Below are 14,518 nucleotides of genomic sequence, written 5' to 3' on the forward strand. Positions count from 1 at the left end.
CATGAAAAGACTCTGGCTCCTCGCCCTCGTCGCGCTGCTGCAGGCCTGCGGCGGCGGCGGAGGTGGTGGTTCGACGACCACCTCGCCCGGCCCGCAGGCAACACAGGCCTGCTCGATCGCCGACCAGCGCCAGAAGGTGCAGGACTTCATGACGGGCGAATACCTCTGGTACCAGCAGCTTCGCGCGCCCGACGCGAACGCCGCGACGATGGACGCGTACTTCCAGTCGATGCTGTACCGGCCGACCGATCGTTTCAGCTTCACCGAATCGACCGTCGCCTACCAGCAGCTCTTCGAGGAAGGCACCTTCACGGGCTACGGTTATTCGCTCGTCGTCACGGATGCTGCCAACGGCGTGCTGCGCGTGCGCACGGCGGAGCCCAAAGGCCCCGCCTACGCGGCGGGCCTGCGGCGCGGCGACACGATCCTCGCGATCGACGGCTACACGCCCGCGCAGGTGCTCGCGGGATCGCCGCCCAGCGTCGCGACCGAAGGCGTGCCCCGCACGATCCGCGTGCGCGACACCGCGGGCAACGTGAAGGACCTGCAGATGGTCTCGGCGAAATTCGCGCTCACGCCCGTGCGCGATGTGGCGCTGCTGGACGGCACCCGCAACGGCCAGCCGATCAAGGTCGGCTACCTCGATTACACGCAATTCGTCACCTACAGCCTGAACGACCTGACCTCGACCGTCTCGTCGTTCGCCGCCCAGGGCGCGAGCGAGCTCGTGCTGGACCTGCGCTACAACGGTGGCGGCGACGTGGCCACGTCCCGCGACCTCGGCAGCCTTGTGGCGGGCGCGCGCGTCGCGGGCCAGGTCTTCGCGTCGCTGCGCTTCAACGACAAGAACCAGGCGAAGAACACGAATTTCATCTTCAACCAGCCCGCCGCCAGCATCCCCGGCCTCACCCGCGTGGTGATCATCGCTTCGGGCGGCACCGCGTCGGCGAGCGAGCTGGTCATCAACGGCCTGAAGCCGTTCATGGACGTGGTCCTCATCGGGGAGACGACCTATGGCAAGCCGTACGGCTTCGAGCCCTACGACTACTGCGGCACCATCTACAACGCGGTGAACTTCGAGAGCGTCAATTCGCAGGGCGTGGGCGGCTATACCGCCGGCTTCGCGCCGACCTGTCCGGTCCCCGACGACCTCGATCACCTGCTCGGCGACCCCAGCGAAGGGCGGCTGAAGGCGGCCCTCGGCTACATCGCGACGGGGCAGTGCCCGGTGACGGCGCAGATCGCGTTGCAACGCGCGGCGCAGGGCTCGCCCGCCCCGCAGGTACTGGGCGACGTCACGCCGCCGGGTATGTTCCGGCGCTGATCACATGAGCAGGTGTTCGCCCTGGTTCTCGCCGCCGAGGATCACGTAGTTCACCTTGCGGATGTCCATGAGGCGCCGGCCGCCCGCGTAGCTGATGGAGCTTTGCACGTCTTCCTGCATCTCGCGCAGCGTGTCGGCGAGCTTGCCCTTCACCGGCTCGAGGATGCGCTTGCCTTCGACGTGGCGGTACTCGCCCTTGTTGAAGTCCGACGCGCTGCCGAAGTACTCCTTGTAGAGCTTGCCTTCGACTTCCACCGTCTTGCCCGGCGATTCCTCGTGGCCGGCGAGCATGGAGCCGATCATCACCATCGTCGCGCCGAAGCGGATGCTCTTGGCGATGTCGCCGTGCTCGCGGATGCCGCCGTCGGCGACGATCGGCTTGGTCGCGACGCGCGCGCACCACTTCAGCGCCGACAGCTGCCAGCCGCCGGTGCCGAAGCCCGTCTTCATGCGCGTGATGCACACCTTGCCCGGGCCGATGCCGACCTTGGTCGCGTCAGCGCCCCAGTTCTCCAGGTCGATCACCGCCTCCGGCGTGCCGACGTTGCCGGCGATCACGAACGAGGAGGGCAGCTTCGCCTTGATGTGCGCGATCATCTCCTTGACCGTGTCGGCGTGGCCGTGCGCGATGTCGATGGTGATGTATTCGGGCACCAGGCCCTCGGCGGCGAGCTTGTCGACGATGTCGTGGTCGGCGGGCTTGACGCCCAGGGAGATCGACGCGTAGGCGCCGGCCTCGCGCATGCGCCGCACGAACGCGACGTTGTCGAGGTCGAACCGGTGCATCACGTAGAAGTAGTCGTTCCGCGCCAGCCAGAGGCAGATGTCCTCATCCACCACCGTCTTCATGTTGGCGGGCACGACCGGGATGCGGAAGGTGCGGGGACCGAATTCGACCGAGGCGTCGCATTCGGACCGGCTCTGCACGCGGCATTTGCGCGGCAGCAGCAGGACTTTGTCGTAATCGAAGATTTCCATGACCAGGCTCCGGAAGGCTGTTGTGAAACAGTGAGCGCTTGGACTGGGCCCGGCAATAAAAAACCGGGCGCACAAATGCTTGGGCCCGGTGATTGATTCTACCCCAGGCGCTAATTTTGCGTGCAGCGCGATTGCGCGATGGCCCGGATGCGGCCGTTCGCATCCTCCACCCAGCCGACGACGCGCAGGCGCGACGCCTTCGCGCCTTCGGCGATGCGCATCGGCCGCAGCTCGTAGCGCTGCGCGAGGGGCTTCCTCGACGCGCGCCAGTCGGTGGTGAAGGCGTTGCGCACCAGGTTGCGCTCCACCGGGCTGCCCTCGGTGCCCGCGGGCAAAGTTTCCACCAGCAGCAGCCAGGCCTTCCAAGGGCCCGTGCCGGCAGGCTTCAGCTCGATCGACGCGCCGATGTAGTCGACCACAGGCAGGCCGTGGGCCACGCGCACGCGCCGCGTGTCCGCGCGGCGTTGCGTGAATACGCTGGCGGCGCGATCGGGCAGCGGCCGGCCGATCGCTGCCAGCCGGTCGGCGCCGTCGCGCGTGGCCACCGCGGCCAGCGGCGCGTCGTCGCCGCGCCCGCCCGGCGTCACCCAGTCGATCGCCAAAGCGCCGCTGGCGGGTTCGGGCGCCTGCCGGTCGGCCCAGCAGGTCTCGCAGTCGGCATTGATGAAGCGCTCCAGCAGCGCCGTCGGCGGGGCCACCCCGTCGCTGGAGCAGGAGGAGGGCTGCCCTTGCGCAGCGAGCGATGCCGACAGGAGGCAGGTGATGAGCAGCAGCCGGTTCATACAATCCCCCGATGTTCCCAGATGTCGCGGCCGAGTCGCCCCTCTTGCAGAATCTCAACCCCGAACAGCGCGCGGCCGTGGCGCTTCCGGCCGAGCATGCGCTGATCCTGGCGGGAGCGGGATCGGGCAAGACCCGCGTGCTGACCACGCGCATCGCCTGGCTGCTCTCCACCGGCCAGGTCTCGCCGGGCGGTGTGCTGGCCGTGACCTTCACCAACAAGGCCGCCAAGGAAATGATGACGCGGCTGCAGTCCATGCTGCCCGTCAACGTGCGCGGCATGTGGATCGGCACCTTCCACGGCCTGTGCAACCGGTTCCTGCGCGCGCACTGGCGCATCGCCAACCTGCCGCAGAGCTTCCAGATCCTGGACACGCAGGACCAGCTCTCGGCCGTCAAGCGCGTGATGAAGGCGCACAACGTGGACGAGGAGCGCTTTCCCGCCAAGGAGCTGCAGTGGTTCATCGCCGGCTGCAAGGAGGATGGCCTGCGCCCGAACGCGGTGGAAGTGCGCGGGGAGGACGACCGCCGCAAGGTCGAGATCTACCAGCTGTACGAGGACCAGTGCCAGCGCGAGGGTGTGGTCGATTTCGGCGAGCTGATGCTGCGCAGCTACGAGATCCTGCGCGACGACGATCCGCTGCGCGAACACTACCAGCGGCGCTTCCGCCACATCCTGATCGACGAGTTCCAGGACACCAACAAGCTGCAGTACGCGTGGATCAAGATGTTCGCCGGCGCGCAGAACGCCGTGTTCGCGGTGGGCGACGACGACCAGAGCATCTACGCCTTCCGCGGTGCGCGCGTGGGCAACATGGCGGATTTCGTGCGCGAGTTCGACGTGCGGCACCAGATCAAGCTGGAGCAGAACTACCGCTCCCATTCGAACATCCTCGATTCGGCCAACGCGCTGATCAGCCACAACCAGCGGCGGCTCGGCAAGAACCTGCGCACCGATGCGGGCCCCGGCGAGCCGGTGCGCGTGTACGAGGCGCCGACCGACATGGCGGAGGCGCAGTGGCTGGTGGAGGAGGTGCGGCAGCTCGTTCGGGATGACATTCCCCGCCACGAGATCGCCGTGCTCTATCGCAGCAACGCGCAGAGCCGCGTGATCGAAACGGCCCTCTTCAACGCGGCCGTGCCTTACCGCGTGTATGGCGGCCTGCGCTTCTTCGAGCGCGCCGAGATCAAGCACGCGCTGGCGTACCTGCGGCTGCTGGAGAACCCGAACGACGACACGAGCTTCCTGCGCGTGGTGAACTTCCCGCCGCGCGGCATCGGCGCGCGCACGGTCGAGCAGCTGCAGGATGCGGCGCGCGCGCGCGGCGGCTCGCTGCACGATTCGGTGGGCGCGACCACCGGCGCGGCGGGCGCGAAGCTCGCGGCCTTCGCGCAGAAGATCGATGCGATGCGTGCGGCCACGCAGAACCTCACGTTGCGCGAGATCATCGAGCACGTGGTCCACGCCTCCGGCCTGATCGACCACTACAAGACCGAACGCGAGGGTGCCGACCGCATCGAGAACCTGGAGGAACTGGTCAACGCGGCGGAGAGCTTCGTCACGCAGGAAGGCTTCGGGCGCGATGCGGTGGCGCTGCCGGTCGACGAGCTCGGCACCGTGTTGCGCCAGTCGCCCGCGAGCCAGGGGCTGGACCCGAGCCAGCCGGAGATCAACGAGCCCGCGCCGGACTATGTCCCGCCCGATGCCGAAACCGGCGAAACGCTGTCGCCGCTCGCAGCCTTCCTCACCCATGCCGCGCTCGAATCCGGCGACAACCAGGCGCAGGCCGGGCAGGACGCCGTGCAGCTCATGACCGTGCACTCGGCCAAAGGCCTGGAGTTCGATTGCGTGTTCATCACCGGGCTCGAAGAGGGGCTGTTCCCGAGCGAGCGCTCGATGCAGGACTACGACGGCCTGGAAGAAGAGCGGCGCCTGATGTACGTGGCGATCACGCGGGCGCGCCAGCGCCTGTACCTGACTCATTCGCAGACCCGGCTGCTGCATGGCCAGACGCGCTACAACGTGCGCAGCCGCTTCTTCGACGAGCTGCCCGAAGCGGCGCTCAAATGGCTCACGCCGAAGAACCAGCGCTTCAGCGGTTCGGCCTTCGGCTACGGCGGCGGCTATCCGTCCACCCGTTCGTATGCGGCGCGCGACACCGAAAAGTTCGCGAGCCCGCCGGTGCCGGTCCAGAAGACCGCGCCCGCGCACGGCCTGAAGGCCGGCACGAAGGTGTTCCACACGAAGTTCGGCGAAGGCACCGTGAGGGCGATCGAAGGCCAGGGCGACGACGCGCGCGCGCAGGTCGACTTCCCGCGCCACGGCATCAAATGGCTGGCGCTCGCGGTCGCCAAGCTCACGCCGGTCGACTGAGAGGCGTCACCCCGGCGCAGGCCGGGGTCGCGGCGGCTCGAACTCGCGCAATGCAGCGTTGGCGGCCGGGGAGGGCTTTTCGCAGGGCCATTCGCGTACCCCAGCGGCCAGTGATCGCGCGATGGAGGCGGGAGGGCGTGATTTCAAGACGACGCGATGGTCGTCGCGAGCGTGTCCCGGAGAAAAGTCCTCCCCGGCCGCCAACGCGGAATACGGACAAGGAGCTCAAAGACGAGCTGGATTGCGGCTCAAAGCCCGCAATGACAGATTCAATCGCACCCCTGCCCGCAGTTCCCCAGCTCCACCTGCAAGGTGGCATGGCGGATGCCGAAGCGGTGCTCGATCTCGTGCGCCGCTTCGCCGAGGAACGCGTCGCCCGGGTGCCCGCCGGGCATGACGAGGTGGGCGGTCATGGCGGTGCCGGTGGTGCTCATCGCCCAGATGTGCAGGTCGTGCACTTCGGTCACGCCGGACAGGCCCGCGAGGTAGGTGCGCACGGCGGCACTGTCGATGTTGTGCGGCACGGCCTGCATCGCGAGCCGGGTCGAATCGCGCAGCAGCCCGAGCGAGCCCACGACGATCACGATCCCCACGACGATGGTCATCGCCGGGTCCAGCCATTCCCATCCCGTCGCGAGGATGACGGCGCCGGCCAGCGCCACCGCGCATGACACCGCCGCATCGCCCAGCATGTGCAGGTAGGCGCCCTTCACGTTGAGATCGTGCTCGTGCCCGCCGTGCAGCAGCCATGCCGTGATGCCGTTCACGACGACGCCGGCCAGCGCCACGCCGATCACGACAGCGCCTTGGATGGTGCGCGGCTCCTGCAGGCGCAGCACGGCCTCCCACACGAGGCCGCCGGTCACCGCGACCAGCAGCAGCGCGTTGGCCAGCGCGGCGAGGATGGAACTCGCGCCCAGGCCGTAGGTGTAGCGGGCGGACGGTGCGCGCAGCGCGAGGCGCGCCGCGCCCCAGGCCAGCACGAGGCCCAGGACGTCGCCGAGGTTGTGCGTGGCGTCGGCCAATAGCGCGAGCGACTGCGCATACACGCCGAAGCCCCACTCGATCGCGACGAACGCCAGGTTCAGCGCGATGCCGATCGCGAGCGCGCGCCCGGTACGGTGTCCGTGCCCGTGCCCGTGCCCATGACCGTGGTCATGGTGGTGATGGTGGTGGTGCGCGTGCGCTCCGGCCATCGCCGCTGCCCCGTTACTTCGTCCAGTTCGCCGGATGCATGGCCGGCGGCTGGGCGTCCATGTAGCCCATGCCGTCTTTCACGCCCTTGCGCCCTTCGACTTCCCAGGCGGTGCGCTGGTTCACCAGCATGGCGAGGAACTCGATCTCCTCGTCGGTGTGGTTGATCGCATTGGCGGGCGTGAGCCGGTGCCCGTTCTTCGGCGCGGCCTCGCCCCAGAACGACTGGTGATAGGACGACTGCGACACCAGTGCATCGCCGCCCGCGCTCATCGCGATCGTCCCGTAGCAGTTGCAGAAATAGGTGCGCAAGTCCTGCGCCGGCAGGACCTCGGTGTACGTGCCCGTGCCGCGGATGCCGGCCGTGAGCGTCGGCGTGACGATCTGGCGGTGGGTACCCTTGCCCCACACGGCCGCGATGCCGCCGGTGATCATGCGCAGCACGCTCACGGCGAAGAGCGATGGCCCGCGCTCGACGGTGAAGCGCGTGTTCTGCCGTGCCTGGAACGACGAGTTGCCGATCACGAACACCAGGTGCGAGCCGGGCCCGGTCTCGATGCTGTCGCCGGTCTGGATGGTGTGGTCGCGCGTGATGCGCTGCCCGTTGACGTTGACGTCGCCGTCCAGCTCCACGATGTTGCTTCGCTGTTGCGCCCGGGCGGCCGCGAATCCGCCCATCGCCGTCCAGGCGGTGGCCGCCCGAAGGAAGCTGCGCCGCTGCCACCAGAGCACTTCGGCCTCCGTGCGGCCCTGCAATTCATGTCGCGTCATCGGTTGTCCTCCGGGTTGCCGTCTGCGTCGAGGAAGCTATCACGAAAGGTGAAATAGATCGAGACATAGAACGCGATGGTCACGAGCGTCCACAAGGCGCCGAACACCACACCCGACAGCCAGGGCGTGATCAGGGCGGCCAGCGCGCTGGCGGCCATGATCACCACGAACATGCCCACCCACGCCAGGCCGTACAAGCTGAAGGCGCCGGCATTGCGCGCGCATGCCACGAAGCTGAAAAACAGGCTCTTGACCGGCGGCACGCCGTGCCAGTGCACGAGGGCCGGCGCATGCCAGAACGCGAGCGAGACGGGCAGGTACAGCACGCCCGTCCACAGCAGCGTCGAGAGCAGCGCTTCCACCATGCCGGGCGTCTGCGCGAGTTCCTCGGCCGACTTGCCGCCGACATCCGGCATGTTGACCAGCGACTGGACCACCAGCGCGACCAGCAGGATGGCGCCCGCATACAGCGCTCCCAGCACGAACATCGCGCGCACCCGTTCGCGGCTTGCGCGGAAGGCGGTGAGCAGGACCGCGGGCATTGGGAAAGCGCGCGTTTCCGCGACCTTGGTGGCCGCCATCAGGCCCAGCGTGCCCATCGGGACCATGGCCATCGTCAGAAACGGGCCGATGAACGGCACGATCAGCATGGCAAAGCCCACGGTGCCGTACATGAACATGAGTGCCGCCAGTGCAAGGGGCTGCTTCATGAACGTCTGCATCCCCAGCTTGGCCCACTGGATGCCCCGGGAGGCGGGAACGATGTTGAGTTTCATCGGCTGACGCGCTCGCGCAGCACGCGCTCGAAATGCGTGGGGTCGTGCGGCTTGAGTATGGCGGCTTCGCGCGGCAGGTGGTAGTCCCACAGCCGGGAGATCCAGAACCGCAAGGCGCCGGCGCGCCGCATCGCGGGCAGCAGGCGCCGCTCGGCAGCGGCCAGCGGGCGCACCTGGCCGTAGCCGTCGAGGAAGGCGCGCGCGCGCGCCTCGTCGTGGGCGCCGGTGTCGAGGGCTATGCACCAGTCGTTCAGGCACACCGCGATGTCGAAGAGCCAGGTGTCCACGCCGGCGAAGTAGAAATCGAAGAAGCCCGTGAGCTGCCCGTCCTCGAACATCACGTTGTCGCGGAACAGGTCGGCGTGGATCGGCCCGCGCGGCAGGGCGGCGTAGGCGGAGCTCGCGGCGATGTGGTTCTGGAATGCGAGCTCACTTTGCAGCAGCGCGGCCTGCGCAGGCTCGAGGAAGGGCATCACCACCGGCGCCGTCTCGTTCCACCACGCGAGGCCGCGCAGGTTCGGCTGGTACATCGTGAAGTCGCGCCCGGCCAGGTGCATGCGGGCCAGCATGTCGCCGACGGCCCGGCAGTGCGCCACGGTGGGCTGCAGTTCGCTGTGGCCGCGCAGTTTTTCGACGATCGCCGCGGGCTTGCCGCACAAGGTGAACAGCAGCTCGCCTTCGGGATGCGCGGCCGACGCCGTGCCGGGCTGCGTTTGCGGCTCGGGCACCGGGATGCCGCGCCGCGCCAGATGCTTCATCAGGTACAGATAGAAAGGCAGCTGCTCGTGCGACAGGCGCTCGAACAGCGTGAGCACGAAATCGTGCCTGGTGCCGCCCTTGTCCGCCGTCAGGAAATAATTGGTGTTCTCGATGCCGCCCTGGATGCCGCGCAGCGAGTGCAGCTCGCCGAGATCGAGCCGGCGCACCAGCTCGCCGGCTGCCTCCTCCGGGACTTCGGTGAAGACCGCCATCAGAAGGCGAGGACGTTCCAGACCCGCTCGCCGCCCACGGTGCCGCGGCGGCCGTCGTCCACGCGCTGGCGCAAGGGCGTCGGCGGCTGGATCTCGTACGCGGGCATGCCGTCCTTCGGCTGCACGGTGGCGCTCTGCGTCTGGCCGGCGTAGCGCACCTCGTCGATCTTCACGGCGCTGTCTTCCACGTGGATGCGCTCGACCTTCTGGTTCTGGCGCGGGTCGAGCGGCTGCGACTCCTGCACGAGCGGGGGAGTCTGCGCCAGGGCGGCCGCACAGGCGAGCGAGGAAAGCAGGAGGAAACCGGAACGCATGGAAGCCATTGTAGGGTCCTGTCAGAAGGCATCCGTGCGGGATGGGACAATCGGTTTCATGAGCGAATCGCAGATGCCCGACACGGGTGAGCCCAAGGTCGTCCTGCTGGTGGACGGCTCGAGCTATCTCTACCGCGCCTTCCACGCGATGCCGGACCTGCGCGCCGTGCCCGGCGACCCGACCAGCCCGGCCACCGGCGCCATCCGCGGCATGATCAACATGCTGCAGAAGCTGCGCAAGGACGTGCGTGCGGACTACGTCGCCTGCGTCTTCGACGCGCCGGGCAAGACGTTCCGCGACGACATCTATCCGGAATACAAGGCCACGCGCAACCCGATGCCGGACGACCTGCGCGCGCAGATCGAGCCGATCCACGAGGTCGTGCGCCTGCTCGGCTGGAAGGTGCTGAACGTGCCGGGCGTCGAGGCCGACGACGTGATCGGCACGCTGGCCTGCCTGGCCACCGAGCGCGGCTACCGGACCATCATCTCCTCCGGCGACAAGGACCTGTCGCAACTCGTGAACGAGAACGTGGTCGTGATCGACACGATGAACGACCGCAAGCGCGACATCGAAGGGGTCACGAGCGAATTCGGCGTGCCCCCGTCGCTCATGGTCGATTACCAGACGCTGGTGGGCGACTCGGTCGACAACGTGCCGGGCGTGGACAAGGTCGGTCCCAAGACGGCCGTGAAGCTGCTGCAGGAATACGGCTCGCTCGACAACCTGGTCGCGCGCGCCCACGAAGTGAAAGGCGCCGTCGGCGAGAACCTGCGCAAGGCGCTGGATTGGCTGCCCAAGGGCCGCGAGATCCTCACGATCAAGAAGGACTGCGACCTGAAGGACTTCATCCCGGGCCTGCCGGAGCTGGAAGACATTGCCGTGCGCGAGGGCCAGCACACCGAGGCGCTGAAGGCCTTCTACGAGAAGTACGGCCTCAAGGGCCTGGTGAAGCAGCTCGCGATCCACGAAGTCCCGCCCGAGCTGATCGAGGAACACCGCACGAAGAAGAAGGTCGGGCCCGGCGCGGGCGCCGAATACGAAGAGCCCGATCTCTCGGGCCTGTCGCAGGTCACGACGCTGCGCTACGACACGATCTTCACCTGGGCGCAGCTCGAGGAGTGGCTGCCCAGGCTCGATGCGGCGGAGATCACCGCGCTCGACACCGAGACCAGTTCGCTCGACGAGATGCAGGCCGAGATCATCGGCATCTCGTTCGCGGTGAAACCCGGCGAGGCGGCGTACATCCCGCTCGGCCACAACTACCAGGACGCGCCGGAGCAACTGCCGCGCGACGAGGTGCTGGCGAAGCTGAAACCGTGGCTGGAAAACCCGCAGAGGAAAAAGCTCGGGCAGCACCTGAAGTACGACCGTCACGTCTTCGCGAACTACGGCATCGAGGTGCGGGGCTATGACCACGACACGATGCTGGAAAGCTACGTGCTCGAAGTGCACAAGCCGCACAGCCTGGCCAGCCTCGCCGAGCGGCACCTGGGCCGCAGCGGCATCGACTACGAAACGATCACCGGCAAGGGGGCGCACCAGATCCCGTTCGCCCAGGTGTCGGTGGACAAGGCCGCCGAATACTCCTGCGAGGACGCGGACCAGACCATCGACGTGCACCTCGCGCTGTGGCCGAAGCTGCAGGCCGACAGCAGGCTCGCCTTCATCTACGACCTGGAGATCCGCAGCAGCGAGGCGCTGTACCGCATCGAGCGCAACGGCGTGCTGATCGATTCGGCCATGCTCGCGAAGCAAAGCACCGAGCTCGGCCAGCGCATGATGCAGCTGGAGAAGGAAGCGCACGAGCTCGCGGGCCAGCCGTTCAACCTCGGCTCGCCCAAGCAGATCGGCGAGATCCTGTTCACCAAGCTCGGGCTGCCCGCCATCAAGAAGACCGCGAGCGGGGCGCCGAGCACGGACGAAGAGGTGCTGGAAAAGCTGGCGGAGGACTATCCGCTGCCGGCGAAGCTGCTGGAGCACCGGGGCCTGTCGAAGCTGAAGGGCACGTACACCGACAAGCTGCCGCAGATGGTGCACCCGAAGAGCGGCCGCGTGCACACGCATTACGCGCAGGCGGTGGCGATCACGGGGCGGCTGTCGAGCAACGACCCGAACCTGCAGAACATCCCGGTGAAGACGGCCGAAGGCCGCCGCATCCGCGAGGCCTTCATCGCACCGCCCGGTCACCGCATCGCCAGTGCCGACTACAGCCAGATAGAGCTGCGCATCATGGCGCACCTGTCGGAAGACGAAGCGCTCCTGCGCGCCTTCCGCGAAGGCATGGACGTGCACCGCGCCACCGCCTCGGAGGTGTTCGGCGTCGCGCCGGACCAGGTCACGAGCGAGCAGCGCCGCTACGCGAAGGTGATCAACTTCGGCCTGATCTACGGCATGTCGAGCTTCGGCCTCGCGCGCAACCTCGGCATCGACAAGACCGCCGCGGCGAACTACATCCAGCGCTACTTCGAGCGCTATCCGGGCGTGAAGCGGTACATGGACGAGACGCGCCTGTCGGCCAAGAGCAAGGGCTACGTGGAGACGGTGTTCGGCCGGCGCCTGTACCTGCCCGAGATCAATTCACCCAATGGCCCGCGCCGGGGCAGCGCCGAACGCCAGGCGATCAACGCGCCGATGCAGGGGACGGCGGCCGACCTGATCAAGCTGTCGATGGTGAAGATCCAGGACGTGCTCGACGCGCAGCAGCGCGCGACGAAGATGATCATGCAGGTGCACGACGAACTCGTGTTCGAGGTGCCCGACGGCGAGGTCGAGTGGGTGCGCACCGAAATCCCCCAGCTGATGGCCGGCGTCGCGGAATTGCGCGTGCCGCTGCTCGCCGAGATCGGCGTGGGCGCGAACTGGGAAGAGGCGCACTAGGCGCACTAGGCGCCGACGGCCTTCATCCGGGCGCGCCAGTCCAGCGCGCGCCCGACCGCGGCCCACACGTGCACGGTGACCGCCACCGAGACCAGGTCATTGACGGCGAGCCGCCAATCCTGGTGCACGGACCACAAGACGAAGAGCGCGAGGACAACGAGCGCCGCATCCATCAACCTGCGATCGAGTCGGCAGGCGAGCAGCACGAAGAGCGTCGCGCTGGCCAGGTGCATCGAGGGCACGGCGCCCAAGGCGGCCACCACGTTCCCCAGCAAGGGCCACAGCAGCAGGTAGGTCCACAGGCACCGGTCGCGCACGGGGCGCAGGCGTGGCGAGAACAGGCAGGCGAGCAGGCAGGCCGGAATCAGCACGGCCCAGGCACCGGAATATGGTGAAGGCCGTGCGTCCGCCAGCATGGTTTGGATGGACGTGAACACGCCCATATGCACCAGCAGGCTGAAGAACAGCAGCGCCGCGGCGACGCCGTCGGGCTGCGCCGCGCGTGCGCCCGCGCGGCGCGCTGCGGCGGCCAGGATCACCAGCAGTACCAGCGCCAGGCCGTAGACCAGGTAGGTGAGCGGCGCGAACTGGTACGGTCCACCGGCAAATCGCGCCGTCAGCAAACCGGCTGCGGCGTACGCGGCGACGAAGGCATGGAAGGGCGCGTCGCGCTGGATGCAGCGCATGTGCGCCGACAGGTTGGTGTCGGCACGAGCCAGGCGCGCAACGGTGAACATGGCCCCATTGAACGCGCGCCCGCGGCGCTGCGCATGAGCACTTCCTCCCATCCATGCTCACAGGAATCTACTGGACGGCAATTCAGCCGCAGCGCAGCCTCTGGATGACCTGGTTCTGGTCGACCTCGATATTCAGTCGCTGGGGATCGACCTCGCGCGGGCGCACCGGCACGCCGTAAGGCACCACGTCCGCGCGCACCGCACCCGCGCCCATGCGGGCCAGCTCCTTGGTGTGGTCGTCGAGCGTTTTACCGAGTTCCGCCGCGCCGCCCGCCGCGCGGCAGCGGGCTTCGGGGAGGGATGCAGTGTGCGTGTCGAACATGGAACAGGCGCCCAGAGCGGCGCACAGCGCCAGGAGAGGGAATCGACAAGGGCTCATGCGCCTGAAGTTAAACGCGAGAGCTCTGCGTTGGCGTAACAGCCCGCACGGCTGAGGCATCCCGGCGGTCCAGGGCGCGCAACACGTGGCCCACTGCCCACCAGAGGAGCAGCGTCGCGGCGATCGAGAAATAGCCGTCGATCGCGTAGTGCCAGCCCAGATGCACGGAGGCGACCAGCACGAAGGCGCAGAACGCGATGGCCGCCCACATCCATGCGCGGCCGATGCGCGCCGCCAGCAGCACGAACATGGTCGCGTTCGCCACGTGCAAAGAGGGGAACGCTGAAATGCCGGTCGCCACGGATGGTTGACCGCTCAGGTAGGTCTGCCACAGGTAAGCGGCCCCATGGCCGAGCGGCGGGAAATGCTTCAGGTCGCCCAGCAGTTCGGCGAAACGCGCCGTGTCGCCGGTGACGAGGCCGTAGAAGATGGGACCGCCCGACATCGCCCAGGCCGCGACCAAGTTGCCGAGAAGCGGCCATGCGAGCAGGTGTGTCCACAGGTACTGCGCGCGAACCGCCCGCAACCGCGGGACGAACAGGCACGCGAGCAATGCGGACAGGACCAGGAGTCCCCAGACGCCGAAGTAGATTGGGCAGATCAGCCCTGTGGCTTCGGGCGGCAGCAGCGCCGTCGTGTACCGCCAAGGCGCGGCGCCATGGAGCGCCTCGTCGAAATCCGCCAGTGCCCGGTCTGTGTGGAAGGGCGTAATGTCGGGGAGCAGGGTCTTGATCGACGTGAACACGCCCAGGTGCAGCCACAGGCTGGCGAACAGCAGGCAGCCCGCCACCACCTGCGGATGCAGGGCCATGCCGAAGCCGCGCCTCAGGGTGGCGAAGGGCTCGCGTGACCACAGCGCCCAAACGCCACTGCCGATGATCATCGTGAACACGGCCATCGGAAAGCCGTAGTACATGTACGTGAACGGAACGAACTTGTGCGGCACGCCAGCTGCCGTCGCCGCCAACGCCCCGGCGAGTGCGTAGGCGGCGATGAAGACATGGAAGCCCGCATCGGCGCGGATGCATTCCACGCAGGC

Annotated in this window: 13 protein-coding genes; 3 read left to right on the plus strand and 10 right to left on the minus strand. The window is 67.9% G+C overall.

Features of this window, described 5'->3' with window-relative positions:
- Position 1: 1 nt before the first annotated feature.
- Positions 2-1,324 (plus strand): S41 family peptidase, encoded by a 1,323-nt coding sequence (locus AC3EF3_RS05525; RefSeq protein WP_488531152.1) that lies wholly within the window; start codon positions 2-4, stop codon positions 1,322-1,324.
- On the opposite strand, the gene AC3EF3_RS05530 is transcribed toward AC3EF3_RS05525, so the two are convergent.
- Together AC3EF3_RS05530 and AC3EF3_RS05535 are read right to left on the minus strand one after the other, a co-directional pair.
- Positions 1,325-2,302 carry a GMP reductase gene (locus AC3EF3_RS05530; RefSeq protein WP_488531153.1) on the minus strand — a complete coding sequence of 326 codons (978 nt, stop codon included), beginning with the start codon at positions 2,300-2,302 and terminating at the stop codon, positions 1,325-1,327.
- 110 nt (positions 2,303-2,412) lie between these two features.
- Positions 2,413-3,084, minus strand: coding sequence for a hypothetical protein (locus AC3EF3_RS05535; protein WP_488531154.1), 672 nt, complete (start codon positions 3,082-3,084; stop codon positions 2,413-2,415).
- A gap of 11 nt (positions 3,085-3,095) precedes the next feature.
- Here AC3EF3_RS05535 and AC3EF3_RS05540 point away from each other — a divergent pair, with 11 nt between their 5' ends.
- Positions 3,096-5,456 (plus strand): UvrD-helicase domain-containing protein, encoded by a 2,361-nt coding sequence (locus tag AC3EF3_RS05540; RefSeq protein ID WP_488531155.1) that lies wholly within the window; start codon positions 3,096-3,098, stop codon positions 5,454-5,456.
- Between the two features lie 269 nt (positions 5,457-5,725).
- Here AC3EF3_RS05540 and AC3EF3_RS05545 read toward each other — a convergent pair whose 3' ends face one another.
- The 5 genes from AC3EF3_RS05545 to AC3EF3_RS05565 are packed head-to-tail and all read right to left on the minus strand — an operon-like array spanning position 5,726 to position 9,482.
- On the minus strand, positions 5,726-6,652 hold the full coding sequence (locus tag AC3EF3_RS05545; protein ID WP_488531156.1) for a cation diffusion facilitator family transporter: 927 nt from the start codon (positions 6,650-6,652) through the stop codon (positions 5,726-5,728).
- A gap of 13 nt (positions 6,653-6,665) precedes the next feature.
- Complete coding sequence (locus AC3EF3_RS05550; RefSeq protein ID WP_488531157.1) at positions 6,666-7,421, minus strand: FecR family protein; 756 nt, start codon at positions 7,419-7,421, stop codon at positions 6,666-6,668.
- Positions 7,418-8,197 carry a BPSS1780 family membrane protein gene (locus AC3EF3_RS05555; RefSeq protein WP_488531158.1) on the minus strand — a complete coding sequence of 260 codons (780 nt, stop codon included), beginning with the start codon at positions 8,195-8,197 and terminating at the stop codon, positions 7,418-7,420. Before AC3EF3_RS05555 ends, AC3EF3_RS05550 begins: the two co-directional genes overlap by 4 nt.
- Entirely contained in the window at positions 8,194-9,168 is a 975-nt protein-coding gene (locus tag AC3EF3_RS05560; protein WP_488531159.1) for a homoserine kinase, read from the minus strand. The genes AC3EF3_RS05555 and AC3EF3_RS05560 overlap by 4 nt, the downstream gene beginning before the upstream one ends.
- On the minus strand, positions 9,168-9,482 hold the full coding sequence (locus tag AC3EF3_RS05565; protein ID WP_488531160.1) for a hypothetical protein: 315 nt from the start codon (positions 9,480-9,482) through the stop codon (positions 9,168-9,170). Before AC3EF3_RS05565 ends, AC3EF3_RS05560 begins: the two co-directional genes overlap by 1 nt.
- A 58-nt stretch (positions 9,483-9,540) precedes the next feature.
- Between AC3EF3_RS05565 and polA the strand changes: the two genes are divergently transcribed.
- A complete protein-coding gene (gene polA, locus AC3EF3_RS05570; RefSeq protein WP_488531161.1) occupies positions 9,541-12,363 on the plus strand; it encodes a DNA polymerase I in 2,823 nt (940 codons plus the stop codon).
- A gap of 5 nt (positions 12,364-12,368) precedes the next feature.
- On the opposite strand, the gene AC3EF3_RS05575 is transcribed toward polA, so the two are convergent.
- From AC3EF3_RS05575 to AC3EF3_RS05585, 3 genes are all read right to left on the minus strand, one after another.
- Positions 12,369-13,100 carry a hypothetical protein gene (locus AC3EF3_RS05575; RefSeq protein ID WP_488531162.1) on the minus strand — a complete coding sequence of 244 codons (732 nt, stop codon included), beginning with the start codon at positions 13,098-13,100 and terminating at the stop codon, positions 12,369-12,371.
- Between the two features lie 82 nt (positions 13,101-13,182).
- Positions 13,183-13,422, minus strand: a complete 240-nt coding sequence (locus tag AC3EF3_RS05580; RefSeq protein ID WP_488531163.1) for a hypothetical protein — start codon at positions 13,420-13,422, stop codon at positions 13,183-13,185.
- 67 nt (positions 13,423-13,489) lie between these two features.
- Positions 13,490-14,512, minus strand: a complete 1,023-nt coding sequence (locus AC3EF3_RS05585; RefSeq protein ID WP_488531164.1) for a phosphatase PAP2 family protein — start codon at positions 14,510-14,512, stop codon at positions 13,490-13,492.
- Between the last annotated feature and the right edge of the window lie 6 nt (positions 14,513-14,518).

This window comes from Ramlibacter sp. GS1-15, from assembly GCF_057785015.1.

Bases quoted from the DNA above. Each gene is read 5' to 3' on its own strand.
- AC3EF3_RS05525 (WP_488531152.1), top strand. From the start codon at position 2: ATGAAAAGACTCTGGCTCCTCGCCCTCGTCGCGCTGCTGCAGGCCTGC.
- AC3EF3_RS05530 (WP_488531153.1), bottom strand. From the start codon at position 2,302: ATGGAAATCTTCGATTACGACAAAGTCCTGCTGCTGCCGCGCAAATGC.
- AC3EF3_RS05535 (WP_488531154.1), bottom strand. From the start codon at position 3,084: ATGAACCGGCTGCTGCTCATCACCTGCCTCCTGTCGGCATCGCTCGCT.
- AC3EF3_RS05540 (WP_488531155.1), top strand. From the start codon at position 3,096: ATGTTCCCAGATGTCGCGGCCGAGTCGCCCCTCTTGCAGAATCTCAAC.
- AC3EF3_RS05545 (WP_488531156.1), bottom strand. From the start codon at position 6,652: ATGGCCGGAGCGCACGCGCACCACCACCATCACCACCATGACCACGGT.
- AC3EF3_RS05550 (WP_488531157.1), bottom strand. From the start codon at position 7,421: ATGACGCGACATGAATTGCAGGGCCGCACGGAGGCCGAAGTGCTCTGG.
- AC3EF3_RS05555 (WP_488531158.1), bottom strand. From the start codon at position 8,197: ATGAAACTCAACATCGTTCCCGCCTCCCGGGGCATCCAGTGGGCCAAG.
- AC3EF3_RS05560 (WP_488531159.1), bottom strand. From the start codon at position 9,168: ATGGCGGTCTTCACCGAAGTCCCGGAGGAGGCAGCCGGCGAGCTGGTG.
- AC3EF3_RS05565 (WP_488531160.1), bottom strand. From the start codon at position 9,482: ATGCGTTCCGGTTTCCTCCTGCTTTCCTCGCTCGCCTGTGCGGCCGCC.
- polA (WP_488531161.1), top strand. From the start codon at position 9,541: ATGAGCGAATCGCAGATGCCCGACACGGGTGAGCCCAAGGTCGTCCTG.
- AC3EF3_RS05575 (WP_488531162.1), bottom strand. From the start codon at position 13,100: ATGTTCACCGTTGCGCGCCTGGCTCGTGCCGACACCAACCTGTCGGCG.
- AC3EF3_RS05580 (WP_488531163.1), bottom strand. From the start codon at position 13,422: ATGTTCGACACGCACACTGCATCCCTCCCCGAAGCCCGCTGCCGCGCG.